The sequence below is a fragment of the Nocardia sp. NPDC005746 genome (assembly GCF_040630785.1).
Taxonomy (GTDB): Bacteria; Actinomycetota; Actinomycetes; order Mycobacteriales; family Mycobacteriaceae; genus Nocardia.
This window is the reverse complement of sequence record NZ_JBEXYE010000029.1, coordinates 27,489-51,553: the sequence shown is the minus strand read 5'-3', so window position 1 is coordinate 51,553 and position 24,065 is coordinate 27,489. Positions and strand designations below refer to the sequence as shown.

The window sequence follows — 24,065 nt, the reverse complement described above, 5'->3', positions numbered from 1 at the left end:
TTTGCCGGGGCGGCCACCTAGGGTGGAGCCGGGGTGGCAGGTCGATCGGGAGTTGTGAGGCGATGCGGATTCTGGTGGCGGACGACGATCCCGTGGTGCGCGAGGTGGTGCGGCGGTATCTGGAGCGGGATGGGCTCGAGGTGGTGGAGACCGCGGACGGGACGGCGACCGCGGCGGCGTTGGCACGCGGCGACGTCGATCTGGCGGTGCTGGATGTGATGATGCCGGGGCCGGACGGGATCGAGTTGACGCGGGCGGTGCGGGCGGGGGCACGTCCGGAGCTGCCGATCATTCTGTTGACGGCGCTCGGAGAGGAGGACGACCGGGTGATCGGATTGCAGGCGGGGGCCGATGATTACGTGACCAAGCCGTTCAGTCCCCGGGAGCTGGCATTGCGGGTGGCGTCGGTGCTGCGCCGGACGCGTCCGCAGCCGGTGGCCGAGGAGGTGTTGCGCGGCGACGCGGTGGAGCTGGACCGGGCGGCGCGGACGGTGACGGCGGGCGGTTCGCCGGTCGAGCTGACCGCACGCGAATTCGATCTGCTGGCTTTCCTGCTCGCGCATCAGCGGCGGGTGTTCAGCCGTCAGGAGCTGCTGGCCGAGGTGTGGGGCTGGAATTTCGGGGATCTGTCGACGGTCACCGTGCACGTCAAGCGGTTGCGGGCCAAGCTGGGTTCCGCGCATCGCATCGAGACGGTGTGGGGCCGCGGATACGCTTGGGGCCGAGCCGATCTCGGCGCGGAGGCCAGCGATGCCGACTGACACGCCCGGCCTGATCGGGTACGCGCTGGCGGGCACGCTGCCGGTGGTGGTGATCGGCGCGCTGCTGCTGCGCTACACCCGCGGTCGCGCCATGACCACGAGTATGGCCGTGCTGGTGCTGATTCCGACGCTGGCCACCCTGTGCGGCATCGTCGCGGTGAGCGGTCTGATGTTCGGCGCCGAATTCGAGCGCACGGCCGTGGTGCTGGCGGTGGTCACCGCGGTGACGGTGCCCGCGGCGATCCTGCTGGGCCGCGCGCAGGCCCGCGCCACGGTGTGGGAGCGCGAGATGCTGGAGCAGGAGCGCGCCGCCGAACGGTCGCGGCGCGAGCTGGTGGCCTGGGTCAGCCACGATCTGCGGACGCCGCTGGCGGGGATCCGCGCCATGGGTGAGGCGCTCGAGGACGGGGTGGTGACGCGGCCGGAGGAGGTGCGCCGGTACGCGGATCAGATCGTGCGCGAGACGAATCGGCTCTCGGCCATGGTGGACGACCTGTTCGAGATGTCGAAGATCAACGCCGGGGCGCTGCAACTGCACCTGGAACCCGTGGATCTGCGCGAGGTGATCGACGAGGTGCTGGCGACCAATCGGCCGACCGCAGCCCGTGCCGGAATCACGTTGTCCGCCACCCAGCCTGCTGACAAGGTACTGGTGGCGGGCAGTGAGCGGGCGCTGGGCCGGGTGCTGACCAATCTGGTGGCCAATGCCATCGCGCACACTCCGCCGGGCGGGCGCATCGACATGTCGGCGGGCGCGGCCGACGGGCAGGCGTGGGCGCGGGTCGACGACACCGGGCCGGGCATTTCCGAGACCGATCTGCCGCGCATCTTCGAGGTCGCCTATCGCGGCAGTTCCGCCCGCTCCCCCGGCGCGGCCGAGTTGGGCAGCAGCAGCGGGATGGGGCTGGCCATCGCGGCCGGGCTGGTAGCCGCGCACCACGGGGACATCACGGCGCGGAACCGTCCGGAGGGGGCGCGATTCGAGATCCGGCTGCCGCTGCTGGAGTCCGCCGGGCGGCGGTGAGCAGGCAGGCGGCGGCCACCGCCCAGACCACGGTCAGCGAGATCAGCAGGCCGACGGTGTAATTCCGGTCCAGCACGGTGTCGTTGCCGGGGACCGCGCCCTCGCGGCCGAGGACCGGGATGGCGAGCAGGATCAGGGCGAGGCTGACGAACGCGCCGACGGTGAAGACGGGCCACCAGCGGGCGGGGAGCACGCAGTGGCCGAGGGTGCCCGCGAGAGCGGCGACCGGGCCGAAGATCAGGTTCTCGGCCAGGATCGCGCCGACGAACCACAGCGCGATCGATCGCAGGTCGGTGGCGCTCATCGTCAGCAGCAGGTCCACCCCGTGGGCGGCACAGCCGACTCCGAACGCGCCCAGCAGGATTCGAATGGCCGTCATGCGATTTCCTCGATGGTCTTCAGCCATTTGGTCTGCAGTACGCCCGGCCGGTTCGGGGCGATGAGACGGCAGGGGTAGCCGTGGTCCAGGGCCAGATCCTCGCCGTTGAGACGCAGCGCGATCAGGGTGGCGGCATCCACGACGTGGGTGTGCGGCAGCACGGAGGAGCCGTAGATGCCGGTGGTCTCCAGCGACACGAAACGCACATCGCCGCCGCCGTATTCACCGGCCCGGGCCAGCAGGTCACGCAGGCGTACGCCGGACCAGCGACCCTGGGCGCTCCAGCCCTCGACGCAGGCGATGGGTAGCGCGCTGCCGTATTGCGGCAGGGCTTCGAGCTCGGCGCGGGAGAAGACGCGTTCCCGGCCACCGACCGTGACGGTCAGGACATACCGCGGCGAGCGGGCCGTCTCGGTGACAGCCGCCGCCGCTGCCGTTCTGTTGATCGGAATTCCCTGCGGTCCTTCGCCGCTGCGCGGAGCCAGCAGCGACGCCCAGCGCAGGAACGGAATCGACTGACCGACCACCGCCATGCCCGCCGCCACCGCGCCCAGCCCGGCCGCCGCCAACACTGTCCGGCGCGAAATACCTTGGCGCACTTCCTCATCGAGGGTCTCGTCGACAGGTTTCGACAGCGCCTGGCGCACGACAGGAAGCTTGACCGCCAGATGTACGGCGACGGCCCCGAAGGCGACGTAGGCCATGGCGTGATGCGTGGTGGTGAAGAAGAACTTCCACGGGTAGTACTGCGCGGTATTGAACAGGCCCGTCACGATCTGGAACAGCACCGCGCCGATCAGCACCGCCACCGACAACCGCTCGAGCGCCTCCGGCAGTCCGCGCCGCAGCGACGGTTTGATGAAGAAGCGCGGATACACCGACCACAGCTTCACCAGCAGCAGCGGGATCATCATGACCCCGACCGTGACGTGGGCGCCCTGGGTGAGCCGATACAGCCACACCGGGTGGGCGGACCACCAGAACCAGTCGGGCGGATGCTGGATCAGGTGGCTGATCAGCCCCGTCCCGAACAGGATGGTGATTCCGGCTCCGAGTGCCAGGCCGGTTCGCGCGGCCACGGCCGTCGAGCGGCCCGGACTCCACCGGCGGGAGAGCCTTTCCGGCAGTAGTAGTTCGGGCCGCTCGATCGGGTCGGGACCGGCGTCCGCGGTTTCGGTGGGCTGGCTCGGCGACACCGCGGGCTCCTTTCGAGAACTGAATATCAGAGTGGGACAGGCATTTTCGTGGTCACCAGCTCGGTGACGGCGCGAGCGAAGCGGCCCCGGGACACCGCCGCCACCGAGACGGCGTCGGCATAGGTGTCGACGTCGGTGAGCGTGGGCAGCGCGTGCACCCGTAATCCGCTGTGCCGCAGGGCCGTCGCGGTGAGTTCGCCGGTCCGGTCGGTCGACATGGGGATGTCGGCGAGCAGGTGCGCGGCGCGCGGCCCGGACAGGCCCAGCGCCCACCAGCCGCCGTCGGTGGCCGGTCCGAGGACGGTGTCGCCGGTGGCGACCAGGCGGGCGGCCGAGCGGGCGAGCAGGACCGGGTCGGCCTGCGGGGTGTCCATGCCGATCTGCAGCACCGGGACGCCGAACTCGGCGGCATCGACGTGGGCGTGGGCGAGGCGCTCGGCGAAGCTGTCGCCGCGCTGCGGGATCACCGTCACCTCGCGCAGGGCGGCGTTCAGTTCGACCGAGCGCTCGGCCCGGTCCAGGTCACCGGTCCAGGCGACGACGGGGTGGCGGATGCCGCTCTCGCGCACCGCGTCCAGGGTGTCGAGCAGGGCGCAGGCCGCCAGGTAGGCGGCGTCGACCGGCGAGAACTGCGGGGTGAGGCGGGTTTTGGCGAAGCCCGGGATGGGTGATTTGGCCATGACGAGCAGGGCGGCGGGAACGGTGTCGTCGAGCGGGGCGTGGTCTATCTCGGTGGTCATCGCACACTCCAGAAGTCACGGGCGGCCCGCAGGGTGCCGCGCCAGGAACCGGAGACCTTGGACTCGCCGTGAGTCCGCGGCCGATAGGTGATGTCGCGCTCCAGCACCAGCCAGCCCGCACGGGCCGCGCCGGTGAGCAACGCCAGCGGATATCCGGACCGGGCGTGCAGGTGGCCGAGCGCCTGCAATCGGTCGCGGCGGGTGACGCGCATGGCGGCGATGTCGTGCACCGGTAGGCCGTACCGGCGGCGCAGCCGGAAAGCGAAGGCCCAGTTGCCGATTCGCGCGTGCACCGGCAGCGCGCCGGGCACGGCGCGGCGGCGGCCCACCACCATGTCGACGTCGGGGCCGAATTCGGCCACCAGCCGGGGTAGTTCGCCGGGGTCGAGGGAGCCGTCGCCGTCGAGGACGGCAACCAGTTCGGTGCGGGCGGCATCGACGCCGGCGTGGACGGCGCTGCCGTATCCGGGCATCGATTCGGTCACCACGGTCGCGCCCGCCGCGCGGGCCACCGCCGCGGTGTCATCGGTGGAGCCGTTGTCCACCACGATCACCCGGTACCCGATGGGAATTGCCGACAGTACGCCGGGCAGGGCTTCCGCCTCGTCCCGGCAGGGGATCACCACCGTGACCCCGGGCTCGGAGTCCAACTCGGTCATGGCCTCGACGGTAAGCCCAATCGGGGCGTTCGACCCACGGGACACGCATGACGAAAGTATGACGGGAGCAGCAAGAATGGCGATCCGGACAGTTCCGGCGGGTTTCGGGGCCTATGGTTTCCGGCATGGCGAACGCTTCCGCGACGAGGGTCGCGCGCTACGTCTCCACTCGCGTCGACGGCTACGGCGCACTCGCGGCCTTCGTTCTCGTCCTGGCCGCCTTCCTGATTCCGCGAATCGAGGGCAAACCCTGGCGGGACACGTTGTACGCCGGGGCCGCACCGCTCTTCGGCGGCTGGCTCCCGCATCTGGGCTGGGGCACTGTCCCGGCGGTAGCCATCGCGGCGGCGGTGGTGCGGTTCGGCCCGGACCTGGCGCGGCGGCTGTCGTTCGGGCGGCTGCTGCTGGTCACCTGGGCGACGGCGGCGGCGTGGGCGTTCGCGCTGGCCATGGTCGACGGCTGGCAGCGGGGCTTCGCGGGGCGGCTCACCACCCGCGACGAATACCTGCACGAGGTCGGCGGGGTGCGCGACATCGGGGCCATGGTGCGCGGATTCTCCGGCCGCATCCTGGATTTCCAGCCCGACTCGTGGACCACGCACGTGTCCGGGCATCCGCCGGGGGCGCTGCTGGTGTTCGTGCTGCTGGACCGGATCGGGCTGGGCGGCGGGGCGTGGGCGGGCCTGGTGTGCCTGGTGGTGGGGACGAGCGCGGCGGCCGCGGTGCCGTTCACCTTGCGGGCCTTGGGCGCCGAGTATCGGGCGCGCGCGGCGACGCCGTTTCTGGCCCTGATGCCCGCGGCGATCTGGATCGCGGTCTCCGCCGACGGCTTGTTCGCGGGCGTGGCGGCATGGGCGGTGGCGCTGCTGGCGCTCGCCACCCGGCTCGAGCGGGGCTGGATCGCGGCCGCGCTGGGGTCGGGCGCGCTGTTCGGGTTCACCGTCTTCCTGAGTTACGGCCTTGTGCTGATGGCGATTCCGGCCGCGGCGGTACTGCTGGCGCGGTCGCCGCGGCCCACGCTGCCGGCGCTCGCGGGAGCGCTGGCTGTGGTGGCGGCCTTCGCGGCCGCCGGGTTCTGGTGGTTCACCGGCTATCACCTGGTGGTGCAGCGGTACTACCAGGGCATCGCGCACGAGCGGCCGTACGGGTACTGGGTGTGGGGCAATCTGGCCGCGACGGTGTGCGCGGTGGGTCTGGCCACCGCCGCGGCCGGCTCCCGGGTCCTGGTCGAGCTGGAGATCCAGCCGGTACGCCCGCTACGGGAATGGTTGTCGCGCTGGCGTACTCAGGTCGATCCCGCCGCGCTGATGGCGGGAGCCGGGCTCACCGCGATCCTGATCGCCGACATCAGCGGGTTGAGCAAGGCCGAGACCGAACGGATCTGGCTGCCGTTCGACGTGTGGGCGCTGGCGGCGACCGCACTGCTCCCCCGCCACAGTGCCCGGTTCTGGCTCGTGGTGCAGGCGGCGGGGGCGCTGATCGTCAATCATCTGATCCTGACGAACTGGTGACCGCAACACGCGGATTCACCGCCAGGTGGGCGCTCCCTCCCCGCAGGCGGCGCGCAACGGCGCGGACGAGAATTCGGCCAGGCCCGCGGTCGGGGTGACGGCGGCGGTGAAACCCAGTGCGCGCCGGGCCCGTCCGGGTCCGGCCACGATGTGGCGGACGTCGCCGGAGCGGTATTCGCCGGTCACCACCGGCTGTTTGCCCCCGCACGCGGCGGCCAGGGTGGCCGCCACGTCGCCGATCGTGATGGGAATGCCCGAGGCGATATTGAGCGGGGCGAACGCCGCCAGCGGCTGTTCGAGGGCGGCCACATTGGCGGCGGCGATATCGCGGACGTGCACGAAATCGCGGGCCTGGGTGCCGTCCTCGAAGACGCGCGGGGCCTCGCCCGCCTCGAGCGCCGACCGGAAGATGGCGGCGACACCGGAATACGGCGTGTCCCTGGGCATGTCGGGGCCGTAGACATTGTGGTAGCGCAGCGCGGTGACGGTGCCGCCGGTGGCCGCGGCCCAGGCGGTCGCGTAATGCTCCTGCGCGACCTTGGAGGCCGCGTAGAGGCTGCGCGGCCGCAGCGGGGCGTCCTCGTCGATCGGCGCCCAGGACAGTGGGCGGCCGTCGGGGCCGCGGTGGTCGAAGCGCCCGGCGTCGAGGTCGGCGCGGGTGCGCGGGGCCGGGTCGACCGGGTCGCCCGCGGAGTCGACGTAGCGACCCTCGCCGTAGACCACCATGGACGAGGCCAGCACCAGATGGCGGCAGCGGGCCCGGTCCATGGCGGCGAGCAGGACCGCGGTGCCGAGGTCGTTGTGGCTGGCGAAGGCGGGCGCGTCCTGCGCGCTCACCCCCGCGCCGACCACGGCCGCCTGGTGGCAGACCGCGTCGACGCCGGTCAGCAGCTCGGCCAGGGCATCGGGGTCACGGACGTCGGCCGGGACGATGCCGGGCGGCGGGACGGCGTCGCGGCCGTGGGCGGCGGCGAGCATGAGGTCGACCGCGACGACCTCATGTCCGGCGGCGAGCGCCGCGCGGTGGATGTGCGAGCCGATGAACCCGGCTGCGCCGGTCAGGAGTACACGCATGCGGCGATTCTGGCCGCAGTGCCGCCGGAATGCGCCCGGACCGGCCGAGGTCGCCGGGTTCGTCACGATTTGGTCAGATCGCGGCGGGCCGGCCCGCGGGGGTCTTGCCTCGCGTCGCCGACCGGCGCACAATTCATCACGTAGTGAATTCAACACTCGATGAATTGAGGGTGACCGTGACGGCACCAGCGACAACCACCGACGCCATCGCCATCGAGCACCTGGAAGTGCGCCGCGGCGGGCATCAGGTGCTGCAGAACATCTCCCTGACCGTCCCGAAGGGCAGCATCACCGGGCTCCTGGGCCCGTCGGGGTGCGGCAAGACGACGCTCATGCGCAGCATCGTCGGCACGCAGATCATCGAATCCGGCACCGTGCGGGTGCTCGGCGACGACGCCGGATCGCGCGCGCTGCGTCGGCGGGTCGGGTACGTGACCCAGGCGCCCAGCATCTACGACGACCTCACCGTCGCCGACAATGTGGCGTACTTCGGCGCGCTGTACGGCGCCTCGCGGGCCGAGGTCGCGACCGCCCTGGCCGCGGTCGGCTTGAGCAGTCACTCCGGCCATCGGGGCAGCGAGCTGTCGGGCGGGCAGCGCACCCGGGTGTCCCTGGCGTGCGCGCTGGTGGCCGATCCGGAGCTGCTGGTGCTCGACGAGCCGACCGTCGGCCTGGATCCGGTGCTGCGCGCGGATCTGTGGGAGCAGTTCGACGCGCTCGCCAAGCAGGGCCGGACCCTGCTGGTGTCCAGTCACGTCATGGACGAGGCCGAGCACTGCGACCGGCTGCTGCTCATGCGTGAGGGCCGGCTGCTGGCCCAGCTCACCCCCGCCGAATTGCGTTCCGACACCGGCGAATCCAGTCTGGAGAACGCCTTCCTCAAGCTGATCCGGATGGGAGAAGAGCTGTGACCGCGACCCTTTCGCGCCCCGCGGGCCCGCGCCCGCTGGGCTGCTACACCGCCACCACGGTGCGCATTCTGCGACAGTTGCGCGCCGATCACCGCACGGTCGCCATGATCGTGCTGGTGCCCGCGCTGCTCATGACGCTGCTGTACTTCGTGTACAAGAACTATCCGATGATGCCCGGCGCGCCCCGGCTGTTCGACCGGATCGGCATCACCATGCTCGGCATCCTGCCGTTCGTGGTCATGTTCCTGATCACCGCCATCGCCATGCAGCGCGAACGGGTCTCGGGCACCCTCGAACGGCTGATGACCACTCCGCTGTCCAAGCTGGATCTGCTGGCCGGGTACGGCACCGCGTTCTCCATCGCGGCGGCCGTACAGGCGGGGGCAGCGTGCCTGGTGGCGTTCTGGCTGCTGGGCCTGAACGCGGCGGGCAGTCCCGCCCTGGTGGTGCTGATCGCGGTCATCGACGCGGTGCTCGGCGTCGCGCTGGGCCTGCTGGCGAGCGCGTTCGCCCGCACCGAGTTCCAGGCCGTGCAGTTCATGCCGGTGATCGTGCTGCCGCAGTTCTTCCTGTGCGGGCTGCTGGTGCCGCGCGGTCAACTGCCGAGCTGGCTGGAGGCGATCAGCAATGTGCTGCCGCTCAGCTACGCCGTCGACGCGCTCGAGCAGGTGTCGACGCATACCGGGGCGACGGGCCAGATGTGGCGCGACATTCTGATCGTGGCCGTGTTCGCCGCGGTGGCACTGGTTCTGGCGGCCGCGACCCTACGTCGGCGGACCGCGTGACGGGTAGCTCCGGCACGCGCAGCGGCCGCCGTCCCGGCAACTCCGGCACCCGGGAGGCGATTCTCGACGCCGCCCGGGTGCGGTTCGCCGAGGTCGGCTTCGACAAGGCCTCCATCCGGTCGATCGCGACCGCCGCCGCCGTGGATCCGGCGCTGGTGCACCACTACTTCGGCACCAAGCACCAATTGTTCGCGGCGGCACTGCAATTGCCGATCGACCCGCAGGAGATCCTGGCCGGATTCGCCCTGGTCCCCGTGGAACAGCTGGGCGAGCACATGATCCGCACGGTGGTCGGCATCTGGGACTCCCCCATCGGCATGCCCGCCGTCGCCGCCTTCCGCAGCATGCTCGCCAGCGACGATCCCACGCTGGCGCGCACCTTCCTGCTGGAGGTGGTGCTGAAAGAGATTCGCCCGCGCGTGGATTCGCCGCCCGGCACCGGCGCGCAACGCGCGGTCCTGGCGGCCTCGCAGCTGGCGGGGCTGCTGGTGACCCGCAAGATCCTGCGGCTGGAACCGATCGCCTCGATGCCGATCGAGCAGCTGGCCGGCGCCATCGGTCCCACGCTGCAGCGCTACTTCACCGGGGACCTCGACGGGCTCACCGCGGGCTGAGCGAACTCGGCCCGCGGCCGGGATCAGTCCTGGCCCAGGAACAAGGTGTGCTCGTCGTCGGAGACATCGCGGGCCTCGTCCACGAGCAGGACCGGGATGCCGTTGTCGACCGGGTAGGCGCGGCGCAGGCGCGGGTTGTAGAGCACGGTGTCACCGGTGGCGGTGTGGACCAGCTGCAGGGGGCCCTTGTCCTGCGGGCAGGCCAGCAGGGTCAGCAGGGTGGGGTCCAGGATTTCCTCCGACATGTCCGACAACCTACCGGTCGGGCGTCGCGGCGACGGAATCGGCGGGGCGGCGGAAGCTGATGTGGCGGTGGCCGAAGAAGCTGGCCACCGCGACCAGGCCCATGACCACGACCGCGGCCGGTTCGGCCGGGGCGTGCAGCAGCGAGACGGCCGCCTGCAGCAGCACCATGTTCAACACCATGCCGACCGCGTTCACGCCGACGAAGGCCACGAAGTCGCGCAGCATGTGGCCGCGCACCCGGAACACCAGGGTGCGGTGCAGGGCGAAGGCGATCACCATGCCGACCGCGTAGGCCAGCGCCACCGACAGGGCCGCGGCCACATCCTTGGACACCGCGTCGCCGAGCACGGTCAGCCAGACGATGGTGAGCACCATGCCCATCAGCGTGTTGAACCCGCCGACCAGCGCGAAGGCCACCTCCTGGCGGCGAACCAGGCGCAGCAGCGGACCGGCCGGCGCGTTCTCGCCGTGCCCGGGCGCGCTCGCATCGGCGCCGGGCGAGTGGCCGCCGGTTACCGCCGTGTCGTCGGTCGGCCGGCGCCGCGCGTCGGTCACTTCGGCGAACCCACCAGTTCGCGATCCTGTTCGTCGTCGAGCTGTTCGGCGGCGGGCGCCTCCACGCCACGGCGGCGGGAACGGACGTAGAGCCACTGCAGCAGGCCCAGGCCGACGAGTCCGGCTCCGGCGCTGGCGATTCCGATCTTCCAGCCCGGCGGCCGCCAGCTCAGTTCCAGTTCGGCGTTCTCGGTGCCGGCCGGAATGTCCACGGCGACGAAGACTTTCGACACGGTGTGGAACGGGATGGTCTTGCCGTCGAGGGTGACCCGGTAGCCGGGCCAGCCCAGGCGGGCGAAGGTGACGCGACCGCCGGTCTCCGAGGACACGCGCACCCGGCTGGTGGTGTCGGTGTCCTCGATCGAGGTGGCGGTGACATCGTGGGCGTCGCCGACGCGGCCGTTGACCGTGGAGATCGGGCCGTTGTCGCGTTCGAGCACCCAGATGTACTTCTCGTGGCCGGGGACGTCCACGAAATGCCAGCCCTCGGGGGCGGGCTGGTCACCGGCGTCGGGGAGCATGGCCTTCTGCAGCACCACCCGGTCGATGAGCATGAGGTCGGCCAGGATTCGGCCGGTGGTCGGCTCGGGGCTGAACAGGCGATGGTATGCGTCCGGGCAGACGCTGGAATCCCACCGCATGCAGAGCATCTCGCCGAAGTAGAAGTGCCCGTTCGGGGTGTACCCGTTGACGTAGTCCTTTTCGAGGTCCTTGGCGTAGTTGCCCCACACCAGCGATCCGTAGGCCCCGTCGAGGCTCTTGTCGGCGGGCTGCAGCAGGCCGCGTTCGGCGAGCTGAATGGTGGTGCCGCCGGAGAACTTCGGGAACGCGGCCATGGCCTCGGTGCGATTCGCGGGCAGGTTCCACGACATCGGGGTGGGCTGCACCCACCACACCTGGAACCACGCGATCGGCACCATGGCCGCGATCACCAGCGCGGTGGCCCCGGACGCGCCGCGGGCGCGGCCCAGCCACACCACGCCGAATCCGAGCGCGATCACCACGGCGGCCGAGCCCAGATGCCACAGCACCCGGTGCGGGTCGGCGGAGAAGGTGCGCACCCACAGCGCCAGCACCAGCACCAGCGCCGCGATGATCCGGTTGTTGCGGTCCTTCAGCGTGGCGAAGCGGCCCAGCAGCACGCACACCAGCACCAGCAGCCCGAGCGCCAGCATGGGCAGCACGCGGGCGGGCCAGCGCAGCGGGCCGACGGTGCCGGGCCCGGCCGTCCACATCAGCGCCATCAAGGCGAACAGGGCGATGGCGACGAACTGCTTCCAGTGCTTCTGCGCCGCCTTCCAGTCCACGAAGGCCAGCGCCGGGATCAGGAACCAGGCGATGTAGGTCATGGGCAGCGGCTGCACATAACCCCACCACGAATTGAACGCCGGCATGGTGGTGGGCAGGCTCGCGTTCAGCGACTCCGACCACGGCACGGTCAGGAACTGGTCATTATTGATCTGCGAATTGCCGCGCCAGCTCACCTGCGCCGACAGCATCGACGGCAGGAAGGTCAGCAGGCCCGCCGCGCCCGCGCAGCCCGCGGCGGCGGCCAGGCGCAGCAGCGGCCCGAACGCGGCGCGCCACTGCGGCCAGGTGCGCGGTCCCCGGCACACCAGGAAACCGACGGCCACCGCGAGGAGCATGAGCACGGCCTCGACCGCGGGGAACACGTACTGCACCGAGATGGCCAGGTACAGGTAGACGAAGACCGGGATCGGACCGCCCTCGCCGCGCAGGTGGCGCTCCGAGGAGGCCCAGGCGTGGATCATCCACGCGGTGCCCGCCATGGCGGTGAACCAGCTGGCCTCGTCGAAGAACAGGAAGAAGCCGGTGAACGGCATGGCCACGCCGGCGACCGCGGCCCACTGCGGGCGCGCGCCGTACGCCAGGCAGACGCGGTACACGCCGAGCCCGGTGATGATCGCGTAGATCGCCTTCACGATGGTGGCGTACAGGGCCAGGTTCGGCACCGAGGGCGCGATCAGGTCGATCAGCAGCTGCGGCGGGTTGAACAGTCCCGCTTCCTCATTGGTGTAGTTGCCGGTCATCCACTGCTGGGGCTGCAGCAGCGGGAAGTGGCCGTCGCGGAAGGCGCGGCCGAAGAACACCCACAGTCCGGTGTACTGGGATTCGGTGTCGTCGGTGAAGAAGTGGCGGGGGTTGGCCAGCACCACGGCCAGGTAACCGAGGATCACGCCGAGGACGGTCACCCCGCCCCAGCGATACACCTCACGCCGGGTCGCGCGGCGCGCCGCGTCGCCGTCGTCCGGCCCGGATTCGGCGGCCCCGACCGCCTGGGAAACTGAGCTGTCCACCACGAGTTCCAGACCCTACAGGGCGGTGCTGTCGATGGCACTTACGCCGGTGCCCCGACAGCGCCTCGAGCGGGCGGGCGTCCATGCCGCTTACGCCGATCCGTCGCGTCCGGCGGGGATGGGGAATGATGGGCGGATGTCGACACTTCGCGCCGAATGCCGCGCCGAGCAGCGTGTTAGAGTTCACGACGGCTCGGGCTCCGGTTTCCGGTGTGGAGTTCCGGCGCACTCCGTCATCGAAAGTACATTCAGCTGATGCCGATTCCGTCCGCCCGCACCTACGCGAGCGACCCCAGCGTGACCTCCGGCGAGCGCCCGGCGCGGGTGCACGCGGTCTCCGTCGTGGTGCCCGTGTACCGCGGTGAGGACACCATCGCCTCGCTGGTCAGTGAACTGGACAAGCTCGGCGAGCCGGTGACCACGCCGCGCGGCGCGAGCTTCCGGGTCGAGGAGATCGTGCTGGTGCACGATCACGGCCCCGACCGCTCCGATGTGGTGCTGCGCGAGCTCGCCGATACCTACCCGCAGGTGCGGGTGGTGTGGCTGAGCCGTAACTACGGTCAGGACGCCGCCACCATCGCGGGCATGGCCGCCGCCCAGGGCGACTGGACGGTCACCATGGACGAGGACGGTCAGCACGATCCGGCGTTCATCGCCGACTTCCTCGACGCCGCCCTCACCGAGCGCGCCGATCTGGTCTACTCCAAGCCGGTCAACACCCGCCCGCACGGCTTCCTGCGCAACATCACCTCGCGCGGGGCGAAGCTGGTGCTGGCGACCCTGTTCGCCTTCCCCGACTCGACCCGCTTCGAGAGCTACCGGCTGATCCGCGGCGACATCGCGCGCCAGCTGGCCCGGGTGGCCTCCAACGGCGTGTACCTGGACGTGGCGCTCACCTGGGTGGTGGGCGAGGTGGCGCAGGTGCCGGTGCAGCTGCGCGCCGAGGGCCGCGACGAGTCCGGATACAACTACCGCCGCCTGTTCTCGCTGTTCTGGAAGATGGTGCTGTGCAGCGGCACTCGCGGCCTGCGCCTGGTCAGCATGCTGGGCGTGACGCTCGCGCTGGGCGGGCTCGGCATGGCGGGCTGGGTGGTCTACCACGCGCTCACCAACAGCGGCCGGGACCCGGAAGGCTGGGCGTCGCTGATGACGGTGCTGCTGCTGTGCTCGGGCGCGGTGCTGTTCTCGCTGGGCCTGATCGCCGAATACCTCGGGGTGGCACTGCATGTGCTGGTCGGTAAGCCCCTGTATCTGACGGTGGATTCGCCGACGCCGCGCCCGGAGCAGGGCGTGGGCGCCGGAATCCGCCACACCGCAACTCGTTTCGACGGTATCGAGGGGGATCCCCGCGCGTGAGCAGTGACCGCATCATCTTCAGCCGCCCGTTCCGCGCCGCGCGCGAGCTGCCGAATGTGGAAGCCGTGCTGACGTCGGATCACAGCCACGGCGACGGTCCGTTCACCGCCGCGGCGACCGCGAAGCTGCGCGACATCACCGGCGCGCCGCACGCGCTGCTGACCACCTCGTGCACGCACGCGCTCGAAATGGCCGGGCTGCTGCTGGAACTCGGGCCCGAGGACGAGGTGATCGTCCCGAGCTTCGCGTTCACCTCGACCGCCACCTCGATGGCGTTGCGCGGCGCCACCGTGGTGTTCGCCGACATCGATCTCGCGACCGGCAGCCTGGACCCGGAGTCGGTGGCGGCGGCGGTCACCCCGCGCACCAAGGCCGTGGTGGTCATCCACTACGGCGGTGTGGCCGCGGATATGGAAGGGCTGCAACGGCTGGCGGACGCGCACGGTTTCGCCATCATCGAGGACAACGCGCACGGTCTGGGCGGCTCCTACCGCGGCCGTCCGCTGGGCAGCATCGGCACGGTGGGCGCGCTGTCGTTCCACGACACCAAGAACGTGCACTGCGGTGAGGGCGGCGCGGTGCTGCTCACCGACGAGATCCTCATGGCGCGTGCGGAGATCATTCGTGAGAAGGGCACCGACCGGGCTCGGTTCCTGCGCGGCGCGGTGGACAAGTACTCGTGGCAGGACATCGGATCCTCGTATCTGCCCAGCGAATTGAACGCGGCGGTGCTGGACGCGCAGCTGGCGGAGTTCGACGCTATCCAGCGCAACCGGCACCGGGTGTGGGACCACTACGCGGCGACGCTGCCGGAGTGGGCCGCCCGCAACGACATTCGGTTGATGTCGGTGCCGTCGGACCGGGAGCACACGGCGCACCTGTACTACCTGCGGGTCCCGACCGAGGAGCGCCGGGACGCGCTCATCGCGCATCTGTCGGGTCTGGGCATCGTGGCCCCGTTCCACTACGTGCCCCTGGACTCCTCCCCCGCCGGTTTGAAGCTGGGCCGCACACCGAACCCGTGTGTGCGCAGCGCCGAGTTCTCCGCCACCCTGGTCCGGCTGCCGCTGTGGCCGGGCTTGACCGAGGCTCAGCTGACCCGGGTCGTCGAGGGCGTCACGAGCTTCGCCGTCTAGCCCTCGGGGCGAGCGGAACACATATCTGGTACCGCAAGTCACGGTCCTAACCTGGGCATATGACCAACTGTGAGCTGAAAATTTACTGAGAGAATTTTTCTCGAAATCACTCACCGGGGGTGTGGAGCAGATACCTTTCACATCCAGTCGGCGCGTCTGGCCGACCGGATTGAGAGGTAGACACACATGGGCAAGATGCGAGCTGGTTACGGTGTGGGCGCTTTCGGCGCCATGGCCGCCGTCGCGGTGCTGGCGGCACCCAACGCCAACGCGCTCATCAACAATGTGATCGTCGCGAGCCAGAACCCGGTGGTCGGGTGCTCGTACCTGGTCACCGCGAACACCACGATCGGCGGCAGCCTGTTCACCGTCACCTTCCTCGACAACGGCGTCGAGTTCGGCAAGTCCAGCGTCGTCCTGGCCGCGAACCAGGCCACCATCAACTGGACCCCGAAGACCGCGGGCAAGCACACGATCACCGCCAAGCAGGAGCTGATCAGCAGCCAGTCGACCGACGTCAACGTCTCCGAGCAGAGCATCGTGTCGAAGCTGCTCGGCACCGGCAGCGCCTCCTGCACCTCGCAGAGCAGCCTGAGCGCGCAGTAACCCGCCCCATCGGCTGAACGCCCCCGGAGGCTCCGCCCTCCGGGGGCGTTCACCGTTTCGGGGTCACCCCCGCAGGCGGGTGCGCACCTCGGCGGCCAGGCCGGCGGCGGAGTCGCGCGGGGCCTCGATCATGGGGTGATCGGAGTGGTGGTGGCACGACGGTAGGCGAGAACAGTGGGTCGGCGGGCGACCGGATCGCCGAACACTGCGACACCGCCCTAGTCGAGCGGGCGCTGACTCCGCTCACCCGTGAGGATCGTCGAATCTCGTTACGGTGCGCGGACTTTCAGGACGACGTCCAGCACGGTGACCACGAAGGGCCGGACACACGGAAAAGCGCCCCGGTACAGGAGCCGGGGCGCTTTCCGGACATCGGTCAGGCGAACAGGCGCGCCGCCAGTTCCGGAGTGAGCACCTCGTAGGCGTCGGCGGTGCGGTTGTACCACCAGGTCCGGTCGTCGGGCTCGGCCCGGCCCGCGGCCTGCACCGCGCGGGTGGAGGGGCGGAAGGTGGAGCTGCGGGGGATGTCGTCGACGACGTAGACGATGTCGGGGCGCTGTTCGGGAGCCAGGGCCCGGACCGCCTCGGTGACGTCCTTGGGGGCCAGGGTGAAGCCCTTGCGGACGCTCACCGCTGCCACGGCCAGCACCCGGTCGCGTGCCGGGATGGCGAAGGCCACCTCCATGTCGACCGCGGTGATGTCGTTGAGGACGTCCACGATCGGCTGGGTGTAGACCGGACCGCGCGGGGTGGGGATCACCGTGTCGCGGCGGTCCATCAGCCAGTAGTCGCCGTCGCTGTCGCGGCGGAAGAGGTTCTCGGTCGGCATCCAGGCGTCGCCAGGGGTGAACACCCCGCGCAGGCCGCCCGCGGACAGGTCGACGGCGTCGGTCACCGTGCCGATCAGCAGGCCCACCTCGTTGTCGGCGCAGCGCCGGGCGAAACCGCTGTCCTCGGTCAGGATCTCGTCGGTCAGCGGGTCGTAGGCGATGAGCTCCACCTTCGCGGTGCCCGGCACCGGCCGGCCCTTGGAACCGATCTTCGCCCCGGCCACGTTGGCCAGCACCACGTCGCCCTCGATGGAGGCGTAGAACTCGACCACCTTGGCGGGGGTGAAGCGCTCCTCGGTGCGCCGCCACAGGCCCGCGGGCATGCCCGAGCCGATGAACAGGCGGATCGGGTGCGGGTGCCCGGCGACGAAGGTGTCGGTGTCGAGGATGTCGCGCAGCATGGTCCAGGTGTAGGTGACCACGGTGACCCCGTAGTGGTGCACCTCCTCCGCGAACCGGGCGGGCTCGAGCGAACGGGCCAGCGCGATGCGGCTGCCGCCGGCGACCGCGCCGCCCAGACTCACCAGCAATCCGGACGAATGGTGCAGCGGCGCAAGGCAGTACACGGTGTCGTGCCGGCCCAGGTCGGCGGCCGAGGCGGTGCCGAAGGCCGACAGCGCCCAGCGGTGGTTGGTCACGTACTTGACGTCGAACTTGTCGCCGGTGCCGGTGACCAGGATGAAGGCCAGCTCCCGGGCCAGGCCCGGATTCGGGCGGTACCAGGCGGGCAGCTCCACCGTGTCGGGGTCGATCTGTTCCATGTCGACCACGTCGGCGCCGAGCGGGACATCCAGGTCGCGGGTGTCGCCGCCGCCCAGCACCAGCACCCGGTGCCCGGTGGCCGCGGCGCTGGCCAGGTTCTCCGGGTCGGCGATGAGCAGCTTGGTTCCGGTCAGCTCGGCGATCTTGGACAGTTCACTGCCCGGCGCGAGCAGCACCGCCACCGCGCCCAGGCGCGAGAGGGCGGCAATGGCGGCCAGGGCGCTGGGCCGGGTCTCCATGACCACGCCGACCCGGGTCGCGGGGCGCACGCCGACCGAGATCAGTCCGCGCACCACATTGTCGATGCGCTGGTTGACCGCCTCCTGGGTGTGCACGCGGTCGTCGAACAGGAACAGGTCCCGGCCGGGCGCGCGGCGGGCCTGCTCGGCGAGCAGGCGGCCCAGCGAGATCCGGGTGTGCGGCTGGATCATGCCCAGCCGGGTCAGCCGGGGCAGCGCGCGGGCGGCCTCGCTGGTGAGCTCGATGGTGCCGCGCAGGGTCTGCCCGGCCACGCCCTCGATGGTCTTGCCGACGCTGGTCCCGGCCTCGGCCAGGGTGCCCAGGGCGTGCACCACCCGGGTCAGCCCGGTGCGCGGGCCGCCGCGGACCACCTCGGTGCTCATCCGCTCGACCTGCTCGGGCAGGTCGCCGCGCCCGCTGACGTGGTTGACCCAGTCGCGGACCACGGGCCAGGTCTGCTTGGTGGCGGTGGATCCCGACACCAGTCCGAAATGCCCTGCCACGATGCTGGTCTCGTACACCTCGGCGTTCGGGGCGGCGCGCACGATGCCGCGCACGGCGGCGGGCTGGCCGATGTCGTCGACCTCGCCGACGAAGGCCAGGATCGGGCACTTGATCTCGGCCAGCGAGATGAGCTGGTCGCGGATCACGAAGCCGCCCAGCATCATTCGATTGTGCTTGACGAACTGCTGCAGCAGGTCGGTGAGCGCCGGGCCCGGGTAGCCGAGCCAGCCGTCGACTTCGAGGAAGCGGCGTTGACGCTCCTTGGGCAGCAGCGCCTCGCGGTTGTGCAGCTGGCGCAGGAAGTCCAGCCGGGAACGCACCGTCTTGACCGGGTCCAGGGCCTGGAAGCCCAGGCGCACCATGGAATCGGTGATGGGCAGCCGGTTCAGCACGTGGTCGGTGAGGAAGTCCGCGGCGTCGGCGGCCAGGCCGTGCGGCAGGCCGAACGGCATTCCGGCCACGGCGTCGACCGGGCTGCCGAAGGTCACGATGGACTCGATGCCCTTGCCGTAGCGGTAGGCCGCGGTCTGATACGCGAACATGCCGCCCTGCGAGTAGCCCATGAGATGGACGGCGCGCCCGGTGATCTCCGTGACGGTGTCGATCGCGCTCGAGACCGCCAGCACGTGGTCGGCGAGGTCGCGATCCCAGCCGCCCTCCTCGGTGGCGGGCGAGCCGAAATCGACCACCCAGCAATCGATTCCGCCCTGGTGCAGAATGCCGACCGCCCCATCGGCGGCATTCACGTCCCAGATCTCGGCGGTCACCATGATGGGCGGCACCAGCACCACCACGGGGCGCTCGGCCCCGGCGTCATCGGGGAAGTAGTGCCGCAGGCGGTACATCCGCTTCCGCTCCACCACTTCGTACGGTGACGATTCGATCTCGTGAACCAGCCCCCCGAACCGGATCACCTCCAGCCCGTTCTGCGCGGTCGCGACCAGTCGCTCGATCGGACCCACGACGGACCTCGTATTGAATTTCACGGCTTCTCTCCCAGACATTTCCTGGCCTTGACCAGCGTCACCCGCCCCGACGCGTCCCGATGAGCTTGCCATACCCCCAGCCTACTGCGCTGGCGCTGTGACCAGCACCATGCGAGCTATTCGTGGCTAACCAAACCGGGCGTTCGGGGTTTACGGGATACAGCAACATTCCAGGCATCATGTTTTGCCTTTTCGGTCCGCCGCACCGGACGGAGCTCTACCATCGATATCGCTGGAACGCAGTGTCGCGCTTGTCAATTCACTCACTTGTCTAATTTCCGCAGGCCCCGTCCGGGCCTGCTGCTCTGCCGTGGACTCCACCGCCCTCTGACCGCGGTGGCCCTTCTAGGTGAGGACCGCAGCATGACCATCGAATTGCCCATCGAGCTCACTAATGGCCAACGCAAGTCCCTCAGCACCGCCGCGGCCAGCCAGCTGGCCCACACCACCAAATCCGAACCGCAGATGCAGGGCATCAGCTCCCGCTGGCTGACCCGCTCCCTGCCGTGGACCCAGGTGAAGGGTGGCGTCTACCGGGTCAACCGCCGCCTCACCCACACCGTCGGCAACGGCGAGGTGGAGTACATCATCAACGGCCCGCACGCCCGGGTCATCCCGCTCGAGCTGCAGGAGCTGCCACAGCTGCGCGGATTCGACGACGAGGAGGTGCTGGCCGCCGTGGCCGGGCGCTTCGAGCAGCGGGATCTGCCCGCCGGCACCGTGGTCGCCGAATTCGGCAACCCCATGGACCAGGTGCTGCTCATCGTGCACGGCAAGCTGTCCAAGATCGGCGCCGGCGAATACGGCGAGACCACCAAGCTCGGCATGCTCGGCGGCGGCGACTTCTTCGGCGACGAGACCCTCACCAGCGGCGACGGCATCTGGCCGGTCACCATCAAGACGGTCACCCCGACCACCATGCTGGTGCTGGCCCGCTCCACCGTGGAGCAGCTCACCGAGAACATTCCGGCACTGGCGGAACATCTTTCCGCCGTGGCCACCGCGCCCGCGCTGCCGCAGAACAAGTACGGCGAGGCCGAGATCCTCATCTCCTCCGGCCATTCCGGCGAGCCGATGCTCGAGGGCACCTACGTCGACTACGACGACCAGCCCCGCCAGTACGAGCTGAGCCTGGGCCAGTCGGTGCTGCGCGTGCACACCCGCGTCGCCGACCTGTTCAACGATCCGATGGATCAGATCGAACAGCAGTTGCGCCTGACCATCGAGGCCCTCTACGAGCGCCGCGAATACGACCTGGTCAACAATCCGGACTTCGGTCTGCTCAACAACTGTGACCTCAAGCAGCGCATCTACACCGAATCCGGTGCGCCCACCCCGGACGACATGGACGACCTGCTGTCCATGCGCCGCAGCACCAAGCTGTTCCTGGCCCACCCCAAGGCGATTGCCGCGTTCGGCCGCGAATGTTCCAAGCGCGGACTGTATCCGGACCCGGTGGAGGTCGACGGCCATCGCGTGCCGGCCTGGCGCGGGGTGCCGATCTTCCCGTGCGGCAAGATCCCGGTCTCCGACACCCAGACCACGTCCATCCTCGCCATGCGGACCGGTGAGAAGGATCAGGGCGTGATCGGCTTGCACCAGACCGGAATTCCGGACGAGTACGAGCCCAGCCTGAACGTGCGATTCAAGGGCATCGACGATCAGTCGATCATCTCCTACCTGGTCAGCTGCTACTACTCGGCCGCCGTCCTGGTCCCCGACGCGCTCGGCATTCTCGACAACGTGCTGGTCGCCCGTCAGTCCGACTGAGCGAGGTGTCCACCCATGTCGGTGCTCTCCCGCGCCGCGGCCCCGCCCGCCACCCATGAGGTGGCGGTGGCCGTCGCCGCTCTGCTGACCAATCTCGACACCACCGCACCCGAGACCCTGGTCGCCGCCGCCGAAGCCGCGGCGGCCCAGGGTGATCGATCCCTCGGCCGCGCCGATCCCGGCCTCGGCGCGCCCGAGGAGCTCTCCCCCCGACGGCTGCTCGGCCCCTCGGGCCTCGGGGCCCCGAGTCTCCGCGTGAACCTACCCACCCCCCGGGTGATCACGGAGCTCGCGGGACAGGCATCGCGTCCGCCGTCGCCTGCCGGCGGCGCGGTGCCGACGCCGCGTCCGCCGATCTCCCCGGCCCGGTCGCGGGGTCCCATCCCCCGGCCCCTGGGTTCCGGGCGGATTCCCGCGCCCCCGGCCACTCCGCCCGCCGCACCGGTCATCCCGGTCTCCGGTGCGGTTCCGAGTTCTGTTGACCCCCGCCAGTTCTCGCACGGACCGACCGGCATCGGGACGGCCTCCACCCATCGGGGCCGACCGCGCGGGTCGATGATTCCCACGCTCTACTGTCCGCCGCCGGTGCGGGACAACCCCGCGCTCGCGGAGGCGGTGAACGTCGGAATCATCGCGTGGGCCGAGGAGATCGGACTCTACGAGGGCCGGCTCGACGATCTCCGCAAAGCCGACTTCGGCCGGTTGATCATGCTCGCGCATCCGGACTGCGACGATGCGGACCGACTGCTGGCGGTCGCCAAATGCGCGGTCTCGGAGTGGTCGGTCGACGACTACTACTGCGAGGAGGACGCCGGCGACATCGCGCCGGACGGCACCAAGTCCAGCGCGGAGGCCGAGCTGGGGCCCCGGCTCGAATTGGCCGCCGCCGCCATGGATCCGGTGCACCTGCCACCCCGCTACCAGGTCAAGGTGGAGGCGGCGATGCGCGCCGATCCCATCCTGCGCGCTTTCCGCACCTCCTTCGAGCACCTGTCGCGGTTCGCCACCCCGGCCCAGGTGGCCCGGTTGCGCACCGAGATCGCGGGCTGGTTCATCGCGCTCGGCGCCGAGGCGGGCTGGCGGGCGGCCGGGCGGACGCCGCCGGTGTGGGAATACCTGCTGAACCGGCAACCGCACAGCTTCCTGCCCTGTATGGCCCCGCTGGACGCGGTCGGCGGGTACGAGTTACCGGCCGCGGAGTACGCCGATCCGCGGGTGCGGCGGGTGGTCACCACCGCCGCACTGGCCAGCCAGATGGTCAACGATCTCTACTCGATGGCTCGCGAGGATCTCTCGGGCGGACGGGAATTCAACCTCCCGACCGTACTGGCCGCCGAGGAGAACTGTTCCCGCCGCGAGGCCGTGCAGCGCACCGCCGAGGTCCACGACGAACTGGTGCACCGCTTCGAGGCCGAGGCGGGCGCGCTCGCCGCCACCGGGTCCCCCGAACTGCGCCGCTTCCTGACCGGGTTGTGGTCCTGGATGGGCGGCAACCGCGCCTGGCACGCGGACAGTCGCCGCTACAACGACAATCCCTGAGCCGCTTCGCATTCCACGCGATCCGGTGTTCCCGTCCCGCACTCCGGTGTGTCCGTTCGCGCAGTACTTCCAGTGTCATATCACCCATTCGAGAGGATGACCTGCCATGACCGCGCTCCACCCCCAGACCGACGCCGTGCTGAAGACCGAGTATCAGAAATCGGTCGCGTCGTACTGGAACAACAACCCCAACGACGACCGGGTCAACACCAAACTCGGCGAGGTGGACGGGCTCTATCACCACCACTACGGCATCGGCGAACCCGATCTGTCGGTCCTCGAGGGTCCGGAGGAGACCCGTCAGGAACGCCTGGTCACGGAGCTGCACCGGCTCGAGACGGCCCAGGCCGACCTACTGCTCGACCAGCTCGGCGACGTCCGCCCCGGCGACGCGCTGATGGACGGCGGATCCGGCCGCGGCGGCACCAGCTTCATGGCCAACCAGCGTTTCGGCTGCCGGATGGACGGCGTCACCATCTCCGAGTACCAGGTGGGCTTCGCCAACGACCAGGCCCGCGAGCGCGGCGTCTCGGACAAGGTCCGGTTCCACTTCAAGAACATGCTCGACACCGGGTTCGAGTCCGGCTCCAAGCGCGGCATCTGGACCAACGAGACCACCATGTACGTGGACCTGTTCGAGTTGTTCGCCGAGTTCTCCCGGCTGCTCGAGCCGGGCGGGCGCTACGTCTGCATCACCGGCTGCTCCAATGACGTGTTCGGCGCCCGGTCCTCCTCGGTGAGCTGGATCGACGCCCACTACGGCTGCAACATCCACCCGCGCAGCCAGTACTTCAAGGCGCTGGCGGCCAACAACCTGGTCCCGGTCGCGGTCAGGGACCTCACCCCGGACACCATCCCGTACTGGGAGCTGCGCACCCACTCCGAGCTCGCGACCGGAGTCGAGAAACCCTTCCTGACCTCGTACAAGGAGGGCAGCTTCCAGTACCTGATGATCGTCGCCGATAAGGTGGGCAGGTGACCGGCACCCTTGACGCATCCGGCACCACCCCGGTGGCCGACCGTGAGACCCTGCTCGTCGAACTCGTCGACGAGCAGGGCGACGCGCGCGGATCACTGTCGGTGGCGGCGGCGCACACCGCGCCCGGACAGCTGCACCGAGCGTTCTCGGTGCTGCTGTTCGACGCCGGTGGGCGGGTGCTGTTGCAGCAGCGGGCCGCGGTGAAGACCCGCTTCCCGCTGCTGTGGACCAATACCTGCTGCGGGCATCCAGAACCCGGGCAGCCGGTGCTGGAGGCGGCGGCCAAGCGCCTGCACGAGGAGCTCGGCGTCACAGCGGAACTGTCCGAGGTGGGCGCGTTCACCTACCAGGCCACCGACCCGAACACCGGCCGCGTCGAGTTCGAGTACGACCACGTGGTGATCGGGCGGCTGGACGAGGCCGTCCCGCACCCGAATCCGGACGAGGTGGCCGATACCGCGTGGATCCGGCCGGACACCCTGGCCGAGGATGTGGCGAACGAGCCCGCCCGCTACACCCCCTGGCTGAGCGGAGTACTGAAGGTCATCGCCGCACGCGGCTGAAGGCCGGGCGCCGACCGACGT

Annotated in this window: 22 protein-coding genes; 13 read left to right on the top strand and 9 right to left on the bottom strand. The window is 70.2% G+C overall.

The window, feature by feature from the left end:
- Positions 1-62: 62 nt before the first annotated feature.
- Both ABZ412_RS33530 and ABZ412_RS33525 read left to right on the top strand, forming a co-directional pair.
- Positions 63-761: a response regulator transcription factor gene (locus ABZ412_RS33530; RefSeq protein WP_357288561.1), complete on the top strand. Its 699-nt coding sequence runs from the start codon at positions 63-65 to the stop codon at positions 759-761.
- Positions 751-1,785, top strand: a complete 1,035-nt coding sequence (locus ABZ412_RS33525) for a HAMP domain-containing sensor histidine kinase (protein ID WP_357288559.1) — start codon at positions 751-753, stop codon at positions 1,783-1,785. Before ABZ412_RS33530 ends, ABZ412_RS33525 begins: the two co-directional genes overlap by 11 nt.
- On the opposite strand, the gene ABZ412_RS33520 is transcribed toward ABZ412_RS33525, so the two are convergent.
- From ABZ412_RS33520 to ABZ412_RS33505, 4 genes are read right to left on the bottom strand one after another with little or no spacing between them, the layout of a single operon-like run.
- Positions 1,709-2,164, bottom strand: coding sequence for a hypothetical protein (locus tag ABZ412_RS33520; RefSeq protein WP_357288557.1), 456 nt, complete (start codon positions 2,162-2,164; stop codon positions 1,709-1,711). The genes ABZ412_RS33525 and ABZ412_RS33520 overlap by 77 nt on opposite strands.
- The gene (locus ABZ412_RS33515; protein ID WP_357288554.1) at positions 2,161-3,360 is read right to left on the bottom strand and encodes a molybdopterin-dependent oxidoreductase; all 1,200 of its coding nucleotides are present in this window, start codon (positions 3,358-3,360) and stop codon (positions 2,161-2,163) included. Before ABZ412_RS33515 ends, ABZ412_RS33520 begins: the two co-directional genes overlap by 4 nt.
- A 26-nt stretch (positions 3,361-3,386) precedes the next feature.
- Positions 3,387-4,100, bottom strand: a complete 714-nt coding sequence (locus ABZ412_RS33510) for a DUF2064 domain-containing protein (protein WP_357288551.1) — start codon at positions 4,098-4,100, stop codon at positions 3,387-3,389.
- Positions 4,097-4,759 (bottom strand): glycosyltransferase family 2 protein, encoded by a 663-nt coding sequence (locus tag ABZ412_RS33505; RefSeq protein WP_357288548.1) that lies wholly within the window; start codon positions 4,757-4,759, stop codon positions 4,097-4,099. Before ABZ412_RS33505 ends, ABZ412_RS33510 begins: the two co-directional genes overlap by 4 nt.
- Positions 4,760-4,884: 125 nt before the next feature.
- Between ABZ412_RS33505 and ABZ412_RS33500 the strand changes: the two genes are divergently transcribed.
- On the top strand, positions 4,885-6,270 hold the full coding sequence (locus ABZ412_RS33500) for a hypothetical protein (protein WP_357288545.1): 1,386 nt from the start codon (positions 4,885-4,887) through the stop codon (positions 6,268-6,270).
- A 15-nt stretch (positions 6,271-6,285) separates the two neighbouring features.
- On the opposite strand, the gene ABZ412_RS33495 is transcribed toward ABZ412_RS33500, so the two are convergent.
- Positions 6,286-7,344 carry an NAD-dependent epimerase/dehydratase family protein gene (locus tag ABZ412_RS33495; protein WP_357288542.1) on the bottom strand — a complete coding sequence of 353 codons (1,059 nt, stop codon included), beginning with the start codon at positions 7,342-7,344 and terminating at the stop codon, positions 6,286-6,288.
- A 176-nt stretch (positions 7,345-7,520) separates the two neighbouring features.
- Between ABZ412_RS33495 and ABZ412_RS33490 the strand changes: the two genes are divergently transcribed.
- From ABZ412_RS33490 to ABZ412_RS33480, 3 genes are read left to right on the top strand one after another with little or no spacing between them, the layout of a single operon-like run.
- The gene (locus ABZ412_RS33490) at positions 7,521-8,255 is read left to right on the top strand and encodes an ABC transporter ATP-binding protein (protein ID WP_357288539.1); all 735 of its coding nucleotides are present in this window, start codon (positions 7,521-7,523) and stop codon (positions 8,253-8,255) included.
- Entirely contained in the window at positions 8,252-9,040 is a 789-nt protein-coding gene (locus ABZ412_RS33485) for an ABC transporter permease (protein WP_357288537.1), read from the top strand. The genes ABZ412_RS33490 and ABZ412_RS33485 overlap by 4 nt, the downstream gene beginning before the upstream one ends.
- A complete protein-coding gene (locus tag ABZ412_RS33480; protein ID WP_357288534.1) occupies positions 9,037-9,654 on the top strand; it encodes a TetR family transcriptional regulator in 618 nt (205 codons plus the stop codon). The genes ABZ412_RS33485 and ABZ412_RS33480 overlap by 4 nt, the downstream gene beginning before the upstream one ends.
- A 23-nt stretch (positions 9,655-9,677) precedes the next feature.
- Here ABZ412_RS33480 and ABZ412_RS33475 read toward each other — a convergent pair whose 3' ends face one another.
- Genes ABZ412_RS33475 through ABZ412_RS33465 form a run of 3 tightly spaced genes read right to left on the bottom strand, consistent with a single transcriptional unit; the run spans position 9,678 to position 12,686 of the window.
- Positions 9,678-9,899, bottom strand: a complete 222-nt coding sequence (locus ABZ412_RS33475) for a Trm112 family protein (protein ID WP_357097016.1) — start codon at positions 9,897-9,899, stop codon at positions 9,678-9,680.
- Positions 9,900-9,909: 10 nt separating this feature from the next.
- Positions 9,910-10,455, bottom strand: a complete 546-nt coding sequence (locus ABZ412_RS33470) for a GtrA family protein (RefSeq protein ID WP_357288531.1) — start codon at positions 10,453-10,455, stop codon at positions 9,910-9,912.
- On the bottom strand, positions 10,452-12,686 hold the full coding sequence (locus ABZ412_RS33465) for a hypothetical protein (protein WP_357288598.1): 2,235 nt from the start codon (positions 12,684-12,686) through the stop codon (positions 10,452-10,454). Before ABZ412_RS33465 ends, ABZ412_RS33470 begins: the two co-directional genes overlap by 4 nt.
- Positions 12,687-13,097: 411 nt before the next feature.
- Between ABZ412_RS33465 and ABZ412_RS33460 the strand changes: the two genes are divergently transcribed.
- The 3 genes from ABZ412_RS33460 (at position 13,098) to ABZ412_RS33450 (ending at position 15,871) form a co-directional block, all read left to right on the top strand.
- Positions 13,098-14,129 carry a glycosyltransferase gene (locus ABZ412_RS33460; RefSeq protein WP_357288595.1) on the top strand — a complete coding sequence of 344 codons (1,032 nt, stop codon included), beginning with the start codon at positions 13,098-13,100 and terminating at the stop codon, positions 14,127-14,129.
- Positions 14,126-15,265, top strand: a complete 1,140-nt coding sequence (gene rffA / locus ABZ412_RS33455; RefSeq protein WP_357288528.1) for a dTDP-4-amino-4,6-dideoxygalactose transaminase — start codon at positions 14,126-14,128, stop codon at positions 15,263-15,265. The genes ABZ412_RS33460 and rffA overlap by 4 nt, the downstream gene beginning before the upstream one ends.
- A gap of 186 nt (positions 15,266-15,451) precedes the next feature.
- Positions 15,452-15,871, top strand: a complete 420-nt coding sequence (locus ABZ412_RS33450; RefSeq protein ID WP_357288525.1) for an Ig-like domain-containing protein — start codon at positions 15,452-15,454, stop codon at positions 15,869-15,871.
- 376 nt (positions 15,872-16,247) lie between these two features.
- Here ABZ412_RS33450 and ABZ412_RS33445 read toward each other — a convergent pair whose 3' ends face one another.
- On the bottom strand, positions 16,248-19,211 hold the full coding sequence (locus tag ABZ412_RS33445) for an AMP-binding protein (protein WP_357288522.1): 2,964 nt from the start codon (positions 19,209-19,211) through the stop codon (positions 16,248-16,250).
- Between the two features lie 345 nt (positions 19,212-19,556).
- Here ABZ412_RS33445 and ABZ412_RS33440 point away from each other — a divergent pair, with 345 nt between their 5' ends.
- The 4 genes from ABZ412_RS33440 to idi all read left to right on the top strand — a co-directional run bounded on the left by ABZ412_RS33440 (position 19,557) and on the right by idi (position 24,044).
- Positions 19,557-20,963 (top strand): family 2B encapsulin nanocompartment shell protein, encoded by a 1,407-nt coding sequence (locus ABZ412_RS33440; RefSeq protein ID WP_357288519.1) that lies wholly within the window; start codon positions 19,557-19,559, stop codon positions 20,961-20,963.
- Between the two features lie 15 nt (positions 20,964-20,978).
- Complete coding sequence (locus ABZ412_RS33435; RefSeq protein WP_357288516.1) at positions 20,979-22,502, top strand: family 2 encapsulin nanocompartment cargo protein terpene cyclase; 1,524 nt, start codon at positions 20,979-20,981, stop codon at positions 22,500-22,502.
- A 106-nt stretch (positions 22,503-22,608) separates the two neighbouring features.
- Positions 22,609-23,481: a geranyl diphosphate 2-C-methyltransferase gene (locus tag ABZ412_RS33430; RefSeq protein WP_357288513.1), complete on the top strand. Its 873-nt coding sequence runs from the start codon at positions 22,609-22,611 to the stop codon at positions 23,479-23,481.
- Positions 23,478-24,044 carry an isopentenyl-diphosphate Delta-isomerase gene (gene idi, locus ABZ412_RS33425; protein ID WP_357288510.1) on the top strand — a complete coding sequence of 189 codons (567 nt, stop codon included), beginning with the start codon at positions 23,478-23,480 and terminating at the stop codon, positions 24,042-24,044. Before ABZ412_RS33430 ends, idi begins: the two co-directional genes overlap by 4 nt.
- Positions 24,045-24,065: the final 21 nt, after the last annotated feature.